Origin of the sequence: Pseudomonas sp. BIGb0381 (assembly GCF_024809815.1) — a bacterium.
Classification (GTDB): domain Bacteria; phylum Pseudomonadota; class Gammaproteobacteria; order Pseudomonadales; family Pseudomonadaceae; genus Aquipseudomonas.
The window spans coordinates 200,228-216,781 of sequence record NZ_JANUEN010000002.1; the positions used below are offsets into that span (position 1 = coordinate 200,228).

Below are 16,554 nucleotides of genomic sequence, written 5' to 3' on the forward strand. Positions count from 1 at the left end.
GACTCTCAGGATCGCCAAAAAACATTTTGACTAGGCTCTAGCACGGTAGTTTCAGGTCATAAAAAACTAATGATGCCCCCAGTTTTGCCCCCAGTTACACAGGGTGCGAGAGCGCTCGCGAGCGGCGATTTCTCACGGACTCCAGTATGGCAGTGACTGGCTTTCGGTGTAACTCCTCATTGGATCTGGAGGTAGGTTGCAGGGCTCATCAAGCACACGCTAATCCGCTCTCGCTCGAGAGCAGCAACTCCGATCGGCTGTGTTCGACCCAATATTTGCATCCGCGTAATTGGTTTGCTGGTCTTGGAGGTTTCTACGAAACCAGGGGCGATTCAGAGCCTAGCATGCACCTTTAGTTAGGGTGCTATCAATTTGTTTGATGACAAAGCTGTGTTGCGTTGCCAGCAAGGATCGAACACCTGCGTTGAAAGCGAATGGACGGCCTGCCGGGTAAGCTTTGATCAGACGAGGCGCTTCTCGAAACCAGCCAGATATTCGCGAACCATCGTCGAGTAGGGTGCTTGAGGCTTGGCCATCTCTTTCATATGTCGCACCGTACGGTCTATCAATGCTTCCATTCGTTTTATGATGCGCTTGTTTTCATCCGCGCACGGAGCATTCCTGCACACTTCGAGTTTCAGAATCATCGCGCAAAGATCCTTTACTGACTCCTCCATAAAGGCGAGTTGGTGCAGTACTCGCGTGCGATCCTGGACCAATCCCAAACGGTTCAGCCCGTAGGTATGGATCGATACCGCGCCACGAAGACTGAGCTTGTCTTCAAGCGCCTTATCAATTTCACCTTTGAATTCCGGGAGTAGATCTTGGGTTGGAATGACTTCAGGTAGCCCCGCGCCATCGTGTGGTTTTGGTAACACCAACCCAATGAGCTTTTCGCAGTCGACATGGAAGGCTAAATGCTCTTGTGGATCATCCCGGCAGGGATTGAGTAACAACGCGTATTCCGTTGAACAGTCCCTCGAGTCCTGTGTCGCGCGCGGCCCCAGGATTGGAAAATGATTGCCTTTGCCTGTAGTGGCCCTGCGTTGCTTGCTGAAGCCTGAATGGTCACTGCGCAGTTCAACCAATTGGGTCGAGAGCACCGGTGTGATGTGTTCGTTCAGTCGGTTGCAATGGATACAGCTGGGAAGCAGGTTTTCCCAATCCATCGCCAGCCACCAATATCCCGTATGGTCAGTATCCTTTACGCCCCCCTTCGGCCTGTAATGCTCTACGTCAACCGGGGCCACGGCAGGGTAGAACGTTTCGCAATACGCGCACTTGCCATGAAACAGCGCTAACAACTGGGTTTTGACCGAATTTTTGCGATAGGTCTTGAAAATGGGTTTTTTCAAGGAGTCCACTGCCTTTGCGGCTTCAATCACAACCGGATCATCGGCCGCCAGCGTGGCTCTGGCGCGCGCCAAGGTCTCAAGTGCAGCCGTTTTTTCTTTGAAATAGGCGGTTAAATCAGTGAGTTCCTGATCTGCGGCACTGACTGTGGTCTTTCTCGGCAACATCGCCAGGGGCTTTTTCACGAGGGATCGGTCAACGAAGCGCACGGTTCAAAAGTCCTTGAGGATATTCAGTATTTTGGTCTTGGTTTCCACACGTATCGTTTCCCACTCACTGGAAGGCTCCTTCTTTCGCCGCTGAAGAAATTCGGCGACAGCCTCCTGAACGACACGCTGGGCCTCACTGGTGCCAACGGGAAGCGCGTCGTTGACCTCATCTTCGAAATAGGCCATGACCCGCTGTTCTTGGGCGGTCAACACTTCTCTGTTTTTGCGCTTGCTCAATAGATCGGCCACGCTGGCTAATTGCTTCTCCATTTCCGGCTGGTCAGTTGACATCAAATTGAAAAAATCGGACGTTAGCAACTGCTCGATCGTCAACCGGGAGGAGTCCGGTAGATCACTCAATTGCTCAATGCACGTGGCGTACTGAGTCTTTGCCCCGCCAGCCTTGGACCGACGTTGAACGACCACGACTTCTCCTTTCTGCATGCCGCGCAGACATAGGGGGTCATGGCTGGTGGCGATGAACGTGACCTTGGGCAAGGCCTTGCGCAACACATGCATGATCTGAATTTTCCAGCGCGGGTGCAGGTGCGCTTCGACTTCGTCGATTAACACCACAGCCTGGGCATGCTCAAGTCCTTGAAAACGGGGATGGACGCGACGGTCCATGAGCCGTTGCATGATGTCGCATACCATTGCCAGGATGGTTCTGTAGCCTGAGGACACATCATTGAGCGGTGTCCTGGTCACTACACCGGCGGGGACCGTCACGATCAGGCAGGATTTACCGTCGGGCGCTTTTTCGATGACTTTTATGTCGCCGTCCACAGACATGATGATTTTCAATGCACGGGCTACGTCATTGAAGTCTTCGCCTTCCAGCCCGAGCAGCCAGTGCTCCGGATTGGCCAGTAGGCGATCCGTTTCGAACAGGTTGATGATCGCATGATCGGCTTCATGAGCCGGAGGAGATCTTTTCTGGTATTGGCGAAAGGCGCCATAAGCGAACACTGGCGGTACATCATCCGGTCCATCCGGTCGAAAGACGTTGTCATCAATCCTCAAGACTTTGGCTTGCCCCTCGTCGAAACTCAAACGTACCTGTGCCGGGGTTTTAGAGGCCACGTCATCCGAGCCCAGTTGGGCTGGAGAAAGTACGAAGGAGGCAGGTGTCAGGTTCAAGGTGGCAGGTGTATCTGGATGGCTCAGAGCAAGCGCAATCGCTTCGAGAATCGAACTTTTTCCGGTGGCGTTTTCACCCAGTATCAGCAGTGCTGGCTGTAGAGTTTCATTGCTCAACTGCGATTCGGCGCTGAGTGTGCCGAGATTCAATTCGAGGTGCTCGATCGCCTTGAAATGCTGGAGTTCGATGGAATGCAAGGACGGGTAAACCAGCGGCACAGGTGTCTTCTGCTGGTCTGGCGCAGTGCCCAGAACGCCATAGTCCGTTGGCGGTATGTTCAAGGTTTTACGGCCGAAGTCAGTTTCTTCAATCCACACCTGCAATTGTTCACGCGTCTGCTGATAGTCCCCGACTAAAAGCAGGGCTTTCAGTGTCTTTGCCACCCCGGAGCGGCCGGTAGGCATTGTCAGGCCAACCCTTTGTAACAAGTACAGCGCAATTCGCCGGCATTGCAGGTACCACAGGCCACCGAACTCAAGTTCGGCGAAGTCGAAATAGGTCTGAAAGGTAGCTTGGCGTAATCGCGGCAGGTGTTCACCAGACGCCAATAGTTCTTCACGGTACTGCCGAAGTCTGGCTTCCCGCAGTTCATTCAATTCTGGACGGTCCAGGCGAAAATTGGCGATTGTGATATCGCCCTCTTCAGACAGTGGCAGCAGCTCGCCATTAACGGAGGGGAAAAAGTGCTTTTCAAAACGCTGATCAACGCACGGATCAAGCAAAACGGCTGACTCGCGGTATGTGGAGAAGCGCCATGAACCGAGATTGTCATCGGCATACTGGCGCAATTGCTCAAGGTTCGGAATCGGAGCACGTTTGCCCTTTACCGGAAAGAACGAACGCTGACGCGGAATACACTTCAGACAGATGGGATAGATATTTTCCCAGGCATTGGCGAGCCAGACATAGTAGAGATGCGAGTCAATCCCTCCCATCGTAGAGGTTGCGGACGACGTTGGTCGAAATCGGTAGGGAAGTGGATGATCCTTGCTTTCGCAAAATGCGCATTTCCATCGAAACATTTGTCCCAGCGCATCATAAACAGGGTTGAGCTGGTTCAGATTCAGTTCCAGGTCTTCCATGGGCACACGGGTTTGAGAGCGCTCCTGAGTGTCCAGACTGAAGAAGTCCAGCAGTTGCTCTCTGGACTTCCTGAATTGCTCTTCGCGGAAAATGGAGGGAGGTACTTTGTTGCGTAAAAATCGTTGCATTGCTCATCTTCCCTGACACGGCGAAAAAAACCGCCACAGATCATCGCCAAACACAGGGTGCACGATATAGCATGGGGCCACTATCGAAAAGTCTGTGATGGTCCGCGAAGGCTGTCACGCGTCATTGGGGCATACCTAATGTCCACGGCTTCAGGAATGGCTTGTTTCAAGCAGTAACCTGGCACCCGCCCGTGTCGAGCCCTCGGGCTTTTGGAGAATCTGTACTTCAATGGACTGTGACCTTGATTCAAATCGATAAACCCGTAACCTTTCTGCTGCCATTTGATCGGTACAGCCTGACGCTCTCACACCGGCTGCTGGACAGCATGGGCGGTGTATCGCGTTTTTTGCTCAGAGCCATCGAACAGGAGCTGTCGCTCGCCGCACTGATAGAGGTAACGGCGCTTAGCGAGAGCGTGCTGCTTAATCAGCTGGCATACCTGCAGGCCCACCGGTATGTGCAAATAGAAGAGGGTGAAAATGGCCCGTTGCTGTGGCTGACGGCGCGGGGCACCTCTATCGTGCAAGTGGAGCACTTGCTTGAGGATTTCAGCCTCACGGTCTGGCTGGACGCTTTCACCCTTTCGCGTCACGCGGCGCACTTTGTGATGTTCGACTACGGTACGACACACCCACAGACATTACCTGCGAATGACGCCCCATCGACTGTTGTCACTCATGTGCCTCGTCGGACAGGTCGGGCAGGGCGCTCAAGGCTTTTTGATGATGCCAACCGCCTCAGAGGGCTGTTGGAGCAAGACGGTCTGAAGCAGTTGCTCGAGTATTGCTGGGGAGCCGATTGCGAGTTGATAACGAGCGAGCTTGAACACTGGGCGTTTGAGCTGGGCATGGATGAGGGTGAGCAAGCCGGGCTGCAGGTGCCGATCGAGTACGCGGCCGGGGAACTGCAATTGCGCCTGAAGACGTCCAATCATCATGGCAAGTCGGATGCACTGCCGTCGCTGACCTTGCCCGTGGTCGAAATTGCTCATGTGTTCAAGCCAATAGCGAATTTCCCGTGGACGGTCGAGCTACCGTCCACGCGTGTTCAGCGGCTTGAATTGGTCAGTTCGGGCACCTTGAGCCATTTCACCACGGCTGCCGTTGTGGAGAGCGAGGACGCCAGACATGCCAGGCTGCCCATGTGTCTTGGTGACGGCCTGCCAAGTGAACTTGATTCGTTGACCGTTGCGCCTGGCCTCTGCGTAGAAACCAACGCCAGAATCCTGCAACTTTTGTGCTCAATGGATGAGGTGCAGTTGGCCCGTCATCTACAGCGCACCCCTGACGCGTTCACCCTGTCCCACAACCTCATGACCGAAGAAGCGGCGGAATTAGCGTGATTACTGTCGATGTGTTCGCGACCTTGTTTGACTGGGACGACAAAACCACGGAACGGGTCAAACGTACCAGTGGCGTCAGCCGCACCCTGTATACGATGGCGCGCACGGGTAAAGCCGCCAGTCCGTTGATTTTCGTCGAGGCGGGGCTGGCATTTCTGGATGCTTTGGGGGCTTACGCTGATTATCGTCAAGCCAAAAGCAAAACACAGGCACTGGAGGCCGAAGGTGAAGCTCTTCGCCGTGAGCTCAAGGAACTTGAGAAGCAATTTCGCTTACAGGCCAAGGAGCGTGACCTGAAGTTCAGTGCGCAAATGAGCGCGTTGCGCAACCAGTTGGAGGCTCGTGACGTAACGCTGCACATCGGAGTGACGAACCTGGAGAACCTGGGACGGCATATCAAGCGTCTGGGTGATCACGTGTCTCGGGAGCGTTTGGCGGTGACACCCAATTGCGTGCCATTGTTGAAGCTGGAGCGCACCTATTATCTGTTGGTTGATGCGCAGCTCAGTGCAGCGCTTTCGCTGTTGGACGAGTGAGGACCCATCATGAAAAAGGCAAAACCGCAAAAGACGAACACTGCCGAAAAGGCAGGCGATAGCGAGAAGGTCACAATGAAAAAACTCGACCAAGTGGCCGATATCGCCAAAGCCGCCATTTCTGTGACCGGCAAGCTCGCCGATTGGGGCAAACAGACCTCGGTAACCAAAGCTTCCATTGAAGCTAGCAAGGCGCGCGTCAGCGCTGCCGAAGAGAAGACCAAGCAGGTGGCCTGGAACGCCGTACAAAAGATGTCTGAAACTGACCGCCTGCGGCAGAAAGACGCCAACGAGCACGATCAGGCAATGGCCAGGCTCCAGATGGAGCATGAACAGATGATGACGCTCGACCGTGAACGGGAGCGTGTTCTCGACAAAATTCTTGAAGAGCCAGCCTCCCTGGACCAACTGGCGCACAGCTACCGAGCGCTCATTCCGCTCAAGCCTTGAGATCTACGACCTATGTACCAATTTGTTGCTGCGGGGTTGTTCGTTCTGGGTGCGAGTGCCGTTGCCTGGTTTCTGGATCGTGAAACCGATGAAGAACGTGAGCTCCATGAAGAACTGAAGCAGCGCAATGCCCGGACGCGAAGTGATTTTCAGGCTACCAGCTGGGCAAACGCCATGGAGCAAGCTCGGGCCCACGAAAGTGCTGCGCTGCGGTACAAGGCCGAGAACCAGGATTATTGCAAAAAGTTTCGGGCGCGCCTGCAAGGCACGGCCCAGGAGTTCGACATTCTGGCGCAACGGCTGGCCAACGATCTGTCGGACGTATCAATCAGTCCCTACAGACGCAACGCACTGCGCCTGCTCAATGGGCGCCTGCAAGATACGCAGAACCGCCTGGCAGGTTTTTTCGCATACTGCGAATGGTATCTGCAGACATTAGACAAACTCGCTCAAAAGCAACAGTTCACTGAACTGATGAACATGGCACAGCCACAATCCCGGTTACCTGACGACTGGTTTTACGGCGGCAAGGTCGTTCTGGCATCGGTCTCAGAGATTGATAATGCATTCAACGCCTACGGGCAAAAGCTCGAACTGCGTGCGGAGAAGCAGGCCAACGTTTGGACCGATACGCAACAGCGCGCACTGATGATGCAGTACCCCGATCAGGATGCGGTGCCGGTGCAGATGTCAGGTAACGTCAAGCGGCCGAATTTCTTCAAAGCCTGCGTTTTTCGGGGGGCATTGCACGCGGAACACATACTGGAAAGTGTGCCGTGCACGGCTTTCATTGAAAGAGCGCAGACATCGCCACAATATGGCGACGGCTACCTCGTGCGTTGTTATCCAGGTTTCTGTTCTGTCGACAAGCAGCAGTCCGCAAACGGCGGTGTCGTCGCATTCTTGCCACGCAGCGAGTCGAGCTTCCCCGGAAAGAATTACCCGCGTGGTGATCGTATTGAAGTGTACGTTCATTACTACGACTTACTGCTGAGCAAAGGCCAAGTGACGGTCACTCAGCACCCGGAGTCGCTTCGCTACGGCGAACAGAGTGCAGCACCGGTGTTTATCCACGCGGACCGCGCTGTGTATGATCTTGAGGGGCTGGAACGCGAAAGTGGCAGTGCACAGTGGCAGTTGCGGGGCTCGGTCGAGATTGATGGCGAACTCATCGTCTCCCTGCAACTTGGGGCATGGCTGATCGAGGCCAAAGCCAGCGTCAAGGACTCTCAGTTGCACATTGTGAATGTGACGCGCACCGGTTTCGATAGCGTTGAGCTGGACGCTTTGCCTTGCCCGGTGCGGTTGATTGACGTGAGATTCAAGGACAGCGTCTTCTGCGACGTCCTGCAGTTCGAAGCCTTCGTGACCTTTTGTCGTCAGCAGTCATTTTTCGCCGGCGACAGTCAGGCACGCAAGCAGGCTGGACAGTTCTTCGAGCGTTGGAATGCAGTTACAGATTATCTGTTGGCTGAAACAGGGCATGCTGTATTTAACTTGAGTGATGTCACTGAAGTGGAAGAGCGAACGCTGGAATGTTCCAGCAGTTCGAATCTGGTCGATGGCCTGCAGAAATTGATTGAAAAGGCTCGTAGTACGCCGCGGTTGTTCGTGGAGCAGTTGTGCCTGAGTGCCGATGGTGAAGAGCGCTGGTTGCAGGTCGCCGAGTTGCATGGGGTGCCAGAGGCCCGAGCTGCAAAACGTTACGAAATCTTCCATAAAGGGATGAAGCGCCCAGGCTCCGATAGCGGTTACGTCGATGTGCAGCCGTCGCAACACAGAATACGCTTTCCCAACCGGGGCGAGCTGGCAAATCTGGGTCGGCAGAAGATCGCGCTTCAGGGGTTCCTGGGTGGGCGCCTGATTAATCGAAACCTGCAGCAAATTCTGCTGATGCCTGCCCGCTATGTTCCACAACCCGACCCATTCTGGAATGAACGGGTCAATAGTGGCCTGAACTGGCGGGACCCCAATTGGCAGGGGGCTGACAAAGCGAAGGCCGCAAAAAAGGTGATCGAGGCGGCGCTCGTCGAATCCAATTTGTATCTGATACAAGGGCCTCCGGGTACAGGCAAGACCACCTGCATCGTCGAGTTGTTGCACCAGTTGTTCTGCGCCAGACCAGACTCCAGGATTCTGGTAGTTTCGCAACAGAACACTGCGGTGGATAACGCTCTCGATCGCTTCCTTGAACAGTTCCCGGGTTTCAGCTCCAACGTATTGCGCATTGGCAACGATGTAGAAAAGGTGCAAGTGGAAGTTCGGCCGCGCATGACCGAAAACGTTTTGATGGAGTACCTGCGCGAGCGTCAGCAGGACTACAGTCTGGCGAGCCTCGAGAACCCCGAAAAAGCCGATTGGATCGAAATCTGGATGGACCGTATCTATCATCCTTCAGACCGGGGACGTTCACAGTTCGATGATGAACTGGCTGAGCTCGTTGTCCAGGATCACGGCCTGATCGGTGCTACCTGCGTAGGATTGTCATCGCGACGTTACGGTATGGATCGACTTGCATTCGACATCTGCATCGTCGACGAAGGAGGCAGGGCAACGGTTCCCGAACTCTTGATTCCACTTATGCGCAGCCGTAAAGCAATCATTATCGGGGATCATTTCCAGCTCCCCCCGAGCATCGGCCGCGCCTTGCAAGAGGCCGAGGCAAAGACGGTCTTGCCGTTTCTTGAGGAAACATTTCTCAAGACCAGCTTTTTCGAGCAGCTTTATGAAAACCTGCCAGCGGCCTGTTCCGGCAGACTTGTGGAACAGTTTCGCATGGTCGAACCCATCGGCGATCTGGTAGCGGACCTGTTCTACACCGCCAATGACGTGAGGGGGCTGCACAACGGCAAGGTGCACGAACGTAAGGATTTTCTCGACGCAGAACACTGCATGCGCTGGGTGGACGTCCCTCATGGCAAGGAAGAAAACGAAGGCACCAGCCTGTTCAATGAGGCGGAGTCCAAAGCGATAGTCGATTTCCTGAAAGCGTCGGCGCATAAACTGGCATCGCGCCGAGCGGAAGGCACCCATAGCTTTACGACTAAATCCGTGGCAATCATCACACCCTATGGAGCCCAGAAACGCGTAATCAATAAAGATTTCGCAGCGCTTAGAAAGAGCTTGCCGCTTATCGACGACGTGTTTGAGGTAAAGATCGATACGGTGGACAGTTTCCAGGGAAGCGAAGCGGATATCGTGTTGTATTCAACTGTTCGTACTCAGGGGGGCATCCGCTTCCTGCTCGACCGTCAACGTTTGAATGTGGCGTGCTCACGAGCGCGGGAAAACCTCACATTCTTTGGCCACGCCCAGTTTCTGCTCAAGCAGGAGCGCGGCAAGAATGCACTGTTTAGCCTGATCATCAAACGCAGCGCTCGAGCCACGGCTTCGAATCCTTTTCAGGCGAATACTCACAAGAGCAAGGTGCCATTGAGTAGTTAGTGTTTCCTGATGCAGTAGCTGGACTGGACGGACCTGCTTTCGGATTGCTCCGGTCGCTTGGCAAAAGCGGCCCCTGCGTCGGTCGGCGACACCGTCCTGTTTGTCCGACTCAACAGCCGAACCCTGAGCCGACTTTCCAGATTGCGGACGGCATGAATAGCGGCGCCTAGAGACTATCCGGGCCCCCAAAAAACATTTTGACTGGGCTCTAGCACTGTGTTTTCAGGCAGATGAGTTTCAGATATGCCCCCAGGTTGCCCCTAGGTGTATCAGGTTCTTGGTGGAGATTTCCGACAGAAACCAGATGGATTCAGATGGCCTTCAGTAGTTCATAGGTTGAGGGTAAGCGACACGTTCCCCCTGGAAACGGTGAAGTCATCGAAACGAAAGGTGGCAATCACTCCGGCCTGAAGGCTTGGAAAGCTCGGTACGGTCCGCTGTCGTGAAAAGCTGAGGTCCCCGAGCAGTACGGTATTGGATAGGGTAATTAGGGTTGCTCGCGAACCTGCATCAATTCGAAAAAATCTTCGGATGCAAAGCCGACGCTGCAGTTCGCGTCGAACCGCTCGTTGATTCTGATTAGAGTCATCCGCTGAGCTTCTTGTGGTGAGGTTGGGAAGAAAGCTCCACCAGGTTCGCTGTGCATGAAAAAATCGCCGAGCTTGGCTCCGCAGTTTTCGCAGTGATTCATCAGGTAACGGCTGCCTACCGTTTTGCTGTAGGCCTGCTTGAACTTGTTAGTGAAGTGATGGATCTGCTTCGTGACCCCGGGAGAGAGGCTGGCGATATTGGAGACCGTTCCGCGATACCCATGGCACTTCCATTCGCCGAGGTTGCTTGTGAGCGCGAAATCTTCGTCCTCATCCTCGTAGTAATCGAACTCTTCGTGTTGCTCGGGCAGCTTGAACGAAAACACGCGAGTCAAATTAGAACAGCCCCAGCAGTCGGACACTGACTCTATGATGTAGTAATACGGTGCTCTGACACTAAATTCAGGTCCGTGCTCGAGGTCTGCGTGCTCTGTTACGGGTAGCCATTGAGCCAAGGGGCCGATGTCGACACCCTCGGGGATGTACCAAGTCTTCAGGCCCGGGTCCCACTTGGCACCGAGTGATTTCACTTCATCTTTTTCTGAGAAGGGGACTTTCAGATCAATCCTTGCCATTTCTGTATCCGTACGTATTGCTCATCAGTAAGCGTCAGATCCCATGCTAGAGCCTTCTAGCCTTGTTGGGGACCTTCGAGTTCTAAAAAAAGAGCGACAAAGCAGGCTGATGGCGGGATGTGCTGCAATAGCCCGCTGGTCTGTCTTGGTCAGAGGTTAATTCATAACTGCGCTCAATGGTTGGGTCTTCAATCAGTCTGTATATATTGCCTGCTAACCGACTATGGCTGTTATCTGAGGTCGACCAAGTTTAGGCCTTAAAAGGAGGCCTATAACTCGGCTCAGGGCAGCAGCCAAGTGCTGTTTGGGGTGGTGGACCGGATGCCGACTGCCTGGCAATGCTCCAGAATCGGGAGAATGTAGGTGATGTTGGTACGGCCCGGCTTGCCTTCCGCTCTGTAACGAGCCGCCTGGCAAAGTGGGCCGGCTTTTTCGTAAGTATGGTTGGAGCTGATTTCCACAGCGTGTGCTTGGCCAAAATGATTGTTTCCGGCGAGGTAGTCCAACGTTTGCTGGAAAGCTGCTCGAGTCAGCGCCAATTGCGAGTCTTCCGATCCGGTCTCAATCACAACGCGATTTGCATCAACGGTCGTGATTCGGAAACGGGCACTACGCGACGGTGTTTGCAGTTCCTTGCCTTGCAGGCGGCTGATCAATGCCCAGAGAGTGTTGTCGACTTTAATGATGTGCAGCATGGGATAATTCCTTCGTTGCTGAATGGACTCTAGCTTTAACCTGAAGCGACTTATGGAATCTTGATACCCAACGCATTCAGCGATGGTGTATCCATCCGGCCATTCACGGTCAGCCCACTGTCCATCTGAAAGGCCATCAACGCACCACGTGTTGCTTTGCCCATCACCCCATCAATGGTGCCTTGGTAATACTGGCGCACCATCAGCGCGGTCTGCACACGGGTGACCAGGTTGCTTTTCTGCTCATTGGTCGCGCGGCTCTTAGAAGTGCTCGAACTTGTCCCGCTGCTAGTGCCAGACGACTGATAAAGGCTGTTGCTGCTTGGAGTACTGCTCGAAGTACTCGGCGCGCTGTAGCCTCGGGTACTAGTAGCGGGTGGGCTGTAGTAGCGAGGTGCGCTATAGCCACCCGAGCCGCTGTAGTGAGAACTGTGCGAGCTGTGGGACCGGTGAGAACTGTGCGAGCGATGCGCCGCATAGATGTTGACGGTGTTTGGCGCATTGAGCGTATCGGCAAATACCGGGGGCTGTAGCTTGTCGTTGGGTTGCCAGTTCGCATCGGCGAGCGACAGATGGCCCGCGTGTGCCAGGGTGGTACCTGCCATTGGCAGCAAGCTGATCCCACTGATCAGGACTTTCCAGCGGTCGAGCAATTTCACTGTGCGCTCCTTGCATAGGCGCTAAAGGCCTCGGTCGATAGTAGTTGTACGCCGCGGCTCTGCCAGCGGTCGGTGTGGGATTTGAAGAAGCCAGAGCAATGTTTGACGGCAGCGCATTGTTGGCAGGTATCGATGAACAGGTTCTTCCAGTCCGAGATGCTCTGGCGGGCGAAACGCGAGAGGTGGGCCGGGATCAGGCACAGGGGCAAGTTGTAGATCGAAACCGGCACTCCGCGGTTGAACAGGAAATACACGGCCTGGCTCAACGACTCTTGATAGTCCAGCGGGTCAATCCACAGTTCTTCGTAGTTTTTCCTGGCCAGGCCGGTGCTTTCGATACCCATCAGCGCAACATGCCGCACGAAGGGCAGGTTCCTGAACACGTAGTGGGCGAGTTCGGGCAAGCGTGGCGTGGTCAGGCGATTGAGTACCACGCGTATCTCGATGATCTGGTTGGCGCGCGCCAGGTTGTAAAGACCTTGCAGGGTTTCGCTGAACGCGCCTGGAGCCTGCACCACATGGTCATGGTCTTCGGCATTGTCGGCATACAGGGGGATGCCCCAGCTCAACTGAGGGTGGCTGATGGCAGAGAGCGCTGCGATCCAGCTCGGGTCTTGGAACAGTCGCCCGTTGCTGAGTACATGAATGGATTTCTGTGGCAAAACGGCTTTGCACTTGGCCAGCATTTCGAGCAGGCCGTCGCGATAAAGCGTGGGTTCTCCGCCGCTGATTCCCAGATTTTCCTCGCCCGAGTCCATCAGGTCGATCAGCCGTAGGTTCTCCTCGATGTGCCAACGGTCATCGATATCTTTGGGCGGCTGCGAGCACATCAGGCAGAGGCTGTTGCAACGATCGGTCATGAACAGCAGGTTGCTGTCTGAGCCTCGTCGATAGAGCACTCGCACCAACGCGTTGCCTGGTGTGATGGCAATGACATCGCCGGGCTGCACGACATCCGCATCTTTGGGGGAGTGCAGGTATGGCCGCGCGCAGTCGAAGTCGCCGATCAATGGCTCCGGGATCAGGAATCCTCCCACTGGTAATGAGAGCAGATGCGGGTTCCGTAGCCGTCCTTCGTTTGGCAGCCAAAGCAACAGGTCACCGAACTCAGCGCTTCCGGCACATACTGCCAGGCCTTGTTCGATGAACTCATCCAGAGTGATGACCTTGAGCAGTTTCGGCTCATTCAGGTGATGGATTTCGAAGCGGGTATCTTTGCGCAGCATCGCATCAGCCCCTGTAACCCGGAAATCGAACATCGTTGTAAGAGCGCCTGCTCAACCAAGACAGCAGCACTCTCTGCACGTTGTCGTCGCCATCGCAAAGCAGGCCGAAGAGATGCTTCAGCAACCCCATATTTTTCCTGCAGAAGCTGCTGAACACTCGGTGTCCGATCGGGTCAGCTTGGCGGGCATAGTGTTCGATGGGGTCAGCACCACAGTACGGGACAAGTGCGCAGTCGGAGCAGCCCGGCAGCGCCTCTGCTACACCACTGGCGAGCAACGCATCCATAACGGGCGATGTGAGTAATTCAGACAAGGGTTGCTGTACGGTGCCGAGCCTCAAGCCGTCTTCACCCATCTCCAGCAACATTCGGGCTTCGTCCGAGGGATAGACGTAACCGTCATAGTTGTAGACCAGCGCCGCAGTGCCTGCGCCAGCGGGGGAGCGCAGGTCTACATAGCCGGAGGAGAAGGGTGTCAGGATATTCTTCAGCAACAGGCTCGTATAACTCTCTGAGAGGTATACGCCCTGTTGGTTGATATACAGCAAATAGGTCAGTGCCTTCTTGTAGAAGGCCAGGTATCGCTCAATAGGGTAATCAAGTCGATGGGCAATCTTGGTGGCAAACCCATAAAGGCTCAGAGGCCGAAGCGAGATGCTGGAAAAGCCCTGGCTTACATACTCATCGATGATCGCTTCAGGTTGTTCGAGGCTTCTTGAAGTCAGCGTGGTTAGCGCGGAAACTGCATCATGGCCAAGGCGTTCACGGACCCACTGGATGCCTTTTACAGTGCGTTCGTAGGAGTCTCGTGACGGGGTAGGGCGGTTGGCATTGTGCAAGGGCGCGGGCCCATCGAGCGAGGTCGAAAACTGAATGCGATTTTGTTCTGCGAAGTCGAGTATTTCCTCCGTCAGGTGGTGCAGCGTGGTGGTGATGACGAACTGGATATCCCGTTGTTCGACCACGTTTCGTTCAATGATCCATTCGACAATCTGGCGGACGCGCTCGAAGGCCAGAAGCGGCTCGCCACCCTGAAACTCCACAGTCAGGGCGGGAGCGTTCGATTCGAACAGGCGATCGACCGCCGCCTGTGCATCCGCTTCCGACAGGTCGTGGCCGGATCCTCCCAGAGGGGCACGCGACACCTGGCAGTACTGGCAGGTGTGGTTGCAACGCAATGTCACTACGAACAAGTGCAGTGCAGGGCCCTGGAAGAGGAAGTCCTTGCGACTGCGATACTGCGCGGCCATTTCCGGGAACGGGTCGTGGCGGCCCGGTTCGTAGATGAAGTGGCGAGCCAGCAGGTCCTTGTAAAAAGGTGTACTTGCTTGAACGTCGAAGTAACTGAGGGCTCGTAACTGCGCGTCGTTCACGTACATGTACTCACCGGTATCGGAGGTGAGCAGGATGTCACGGTCACGTCCCGTGTTCATGCGCATGAATCGAAAAGGCAGCAAGTGGTAGTGCTTGGCGTCTGTCGCTATCAGTGTCACTGCGAAACCCCACATCCAGCGAGCGCAGCTCGGGCCAGGATTTCACGTAACCCTGCTGTTTCGCGGTTGATATGGTCGCGTAGGGCGAAGTCGTTCAGATGCTGAAAGATCAGCGAGTGAGCCTGCGTCGGGGAAAGCGTTAGCTTTGCTTCAGCGGGGTGGGCCGTGAGGCTTATCTGATTGGCTTCAATACCGACCTGGATCGTGACAGTGTCGGCCAGGGAATAAGCGGCGCGTTGCACCACGCTGAGCGGGTAGGCAGCGCTGTCGAGCTTCAGCGTGACTGACCATGTCATCGGAACCGCTCCTTCAAATCCGTTGAGAACGTGTGGATATTGCTGGTTTCCGAGGCATTGTGCCATCATAATTTTTTATATTTGCACGCATCTATCCAACTGATGGCGGAGAATCAGTCAAATGTTCATCGGCTGCATGTTCACCGTTCCGCTGCGGTATAGCGACTCGCGGAGAGTCCGGTCGGAGCTACCCTCATCAATAGCTTGCTTGGCCTTAGGCTGGGGGCATCCTTTTCAAACCATCCAAAGCATGCCCTCAGATGTGCCCCCAATGTAGCAATCCACTGGAAGTGAATGGAGCTCCATGGTTTGTGGAAAGGCAGAAATGATCAGATGAACAGCCTGCCCGACGACGCCTAAAGACTCTCAGGGTCGCCAAAAAACATCTGAATCCGCGACCGCAACCACCGCTCTCCCGGATCATTGTCCTGCGACCCTCGCCAAGCCATATGCAGCTCGAACGAGCGCACCGGCAACGGCGGTTCTTCCGCGCGCAAACCACCCGCAGCGGTCAGTGCCTCGGCCGCGTAGTCCGGCACGATGGCGACAATGTCGGTGCCCGAGAGCAGGGTGCCCAGCCCGTTGAACTGTGGTACCGCCAGCACCACATGGCGCTTGCGGTCGAGTTTCTCCAACTCTTCATCAATGAACCCGCTCAAGTCGCCGGCGAACGACACCAGGGCATGGGGACGGGCGCAGAAGTCGTCCAGGCTCAGGGAACCCGGCACGCTGTCGGCGCGCAGCAGTTTCGGCAGGCTGCGGCGCAGTACTTTGCGCTTGGCGTTGGCCGGCAGGTCGGCGGTGTAGCTGACGCCGATGGAGATTTCGCCGGAAGCGAGCAGGCCGGGCATCAGGATGTAATTGACGCGGCGCACCACCAGTACGATGCCGGGCGCTTCGGCGCGCAGACGTTTGAGCAGTTGGGGCAGCAGGGCGAATTCGACGTCGTCGGACAGGCCGATGCGGAACACCGCGGTGCTGGTGGCCGGGTCGAACTCGGCGGCGCGGCTGACGGCGGTGGAAATCGAGTCCAGGGCCGGGGAGAGCAGGGCGAAGATTTCCACGGCGCGGGCCGAGGGCTCCATGCTGCGGCCGGTGCGCACGAACAGCGGGTCATCGAACAGCCCACGCAGGCGCGACAACGCGGCGCTGATGGCTGGCTGGCCAAGGAACAATTTCTCGGCGGCACGGGTCACACTGCGCTCATGCATCAAGGTTTCGAATACGATCAAGAGGTTAAGGTCGACACGACGCAGGTCGTTACGGTTCATCTTGTATCCTGGAAGAGTCAGCTTTACTTGACGAGAACGGTCATACAAGAGCCCTGAGGGTCC

General features: G+C 55.4%; 14 protein-coding genes and 1 pseudogene. 5 read left to right on the forward strand and 10 right to left on the reverse strand.

Translation table 11 applies throughout. The features are described from left to right. Window positions 1–461: 461 nt before the first annotated feature. Both M2397_RS07275 and M2397_RS07280 read right to left on the reverse strand, forming a co-directional pair. Entirely contained in the window at window positions 462–1,562 is a 1,101-nt protein-coding gene (locus M2397_RS07275) for an endonuclease (RefSeq protein WP_259242531.1), read from the reverse strand. Between the two features lie 3 nt (window positions 1,563–1,565). Next, window positions 1,566–3,914 (reverse strand): AAA family ATPase, encoded by a 2,349-nt coding sequence (locus M2397_RS07280; RefSeq protein ID WP_259242532.1) that lies wholly within the window; start codon window positions 3,912–3,914, stop codon window positions 1,566–1,568. A 242-nt stretch (window positions 3,915–4,156) separates the two neighbouring features. Between M2397_RS07280 and M2397_RS07285 the strand changes: the two genes are divergently transcribed. The 4 genes from M2397_RS07285 to M2397_RS07300 are packed head-to-tail and all read left to right on the forward strand — an operon-like array spanning window position 4,157 to window position 9,687. Beyond that, window positions 4,157–5,257: a hypothetical protein gene (locus tag M2397_RS07285; RefSeq protein ID WP_259242533.1), complete on the forward strand. Its 1,101-nt coding sequence runs from the start codon at window positions 4,157–4,159 to the stop codon at window positions 5,255–5,257. After that, window positions 5,254–5,793 carry a hypothetical protein gene (locus M2397_RS07290; RefSeq protein WP_208666478.1) on the forward strand — a complete coding sequence of 180 codons (540 nt, stop codon included), beginning with the start codon at window positions 5,254–5,256 and terminating at the stop codon, window positions 5,791–5,793. The genes M2397_RS07285 and M2397_RS07290 overlap by 4 nt, the downstream gene beginning before the upstream one ends. Before the next feature lie 9 nt (window positions 5,794–5,802). Beyond that, on the forward strand, window positions 5,803–6,243 hold the full coding sequence (locus M2397_RS07295) for a hypothetical protein (RefSeq protein WP_029612456.1): 441 nt from the start codon (window positions 5,803–5,805) through the stop codon (window positions 6,241–6,243). Between the two features lie 12 nt (window positions 6,244–6,255). Then, the gene (locus M2397_RS07300; RefSeq protein WP_259242534.1) at window positions 6,256–9,687 is read left to right on the forward strand and encodes an AAA domain-containing protein; all 3,432 of its coding nucleotides are present in this window, start codon (window positions 6,256–6,258) and stop codon (window positions 9,685–9,687) included. On the opposite strand, the gene M2397_RS30415 is transcribed toward M2397_RS07300, so the two are convergent. Beyond that, complete coding sequence (locus M2397_RS30415; RefSeq protein ID WP_371919204.1) at window positions 9,684–9,845, reverse strand: LysR family transcriptional regulator; 162 nt, start codon at window positions 9,843–9,845, stop codon at window positions 9,684–9,686. The genes M2397_RS07300 and M2397_RS30415 overlap by 4 nt on opposite strands. Window positions 9,846–10,043: 198 nt before the next feature. On the opposite strand from M2397_RS30415, the pseudogene M2397_RS07310 reads away from it, so the two are divergent. After that, a pseudogene (locus tag M2397_RS07310) lies at window positions 10,044–10,133 on the forward strand (hypothetical protein); the annotation flags it as partial. 41 nt (window positions 10,134–10,174) lie between these two features. Here M2397_RS07310 and M2397_RS07315 read toward each other — a convergent pair. The 7 genes from M2397_RS07315 to M2397_RS07345 all read right to left on the reverse strand — a co-directional run bounded on the left by M2397_RS07315 (window position 10,175) and on the right by M2397_RS07345 (window position 16,491). After that, the gene (locus tag M2397_RS07315) at window positions 10,175–10,852 is read right to left on the reverse strand and encodes a DUF5710 domain-containing protein (protein WP_259242535.1); all 678 of its coding nucleotides are present in this window, start codon (window positions 10,850–10,852) and stop codon (window positions 10,175–10,177) included. A gap of 281 nt (window positions 10,853–11,133) precedes the next feature. After that, complete coding sequence (locus M2397_RS07320; protein WP_259242536.1) at window positions 11,134–11,547, reverse strand: hypothetical protein; 414 nt, start codon at window positions 11,545–11,547, stop codon at window positions 11,134–11,136. Window positions 11,548–11,597: 50 nt separating this feature from the next. Next, the gene (gene hxsA, locus M2397_RS07325) at window positions 11,598–12,206 is read right to left on the reverse strand and encodes a His-Xaa-Ser repeat protein HxsA (protein WP_259242537.1); all 609 of its coding nucleotides are present in this window, start codon (window positions 12,204–12,206) and stop codon (window positions 11,598–11,600) included. Beyond that, complete coding sequence (gene hxsC, locus M2397_RS07330) at window positions 12,203–13,432, reverse strand: His-Xaa-Ser system radical SAM maturase HxsC (protein ID WP_259242538.1); 1,230 nt, start codon at window positions 13,430–13,432, stop codon at window positions 12,203–12,205. Before hxsC ends, hxsA begins: the two co-directional genes overlap by 4 nt. A 4-nt stretch (window positions 13,433–13,436) precedes the next feature. Then, window positions 13,437–14,924: a His-Xaa-Ser system radical SAM maturase HxsB gene (hxsB, locus tag M2397_RS07335; protein ID WP_259242539.1), complete on the reverse strand. Its 1,488-nt coding sequence runs from the start codon at window positions 14,922–14,924 to the stop codon at window positions 13,437–13,439. Then, window positions 14,921–15,220 (reverse strand): His-Xaa-Ser system protein HxsD, encoded by a 300-nt coding sequence (gene hxsD, locus M2397_RS07340; RefSeq protein ID WP_259242540.1) that lies wholly within the window; start codon window positions 15,218–15,220, stop codon window positions 14,921–14,923. The genes hxsB and hxsD overlap by 4 nt, the downstream gene beginning before the upstream one ends. Window positions 15,221–15,576: 356 nt before the next feature. Then, entirely contained in the window at window positions 15,577–16,491 is a 915-nt protein-coding gene (locus tag M2397_RS07345) for a LysR substrate-binding domain-containing protein (RefSeq protein WP_120448544.1), read from the reverse strand. Window positions 16,492–16,554: the final 63 nt, after the last annotated feature.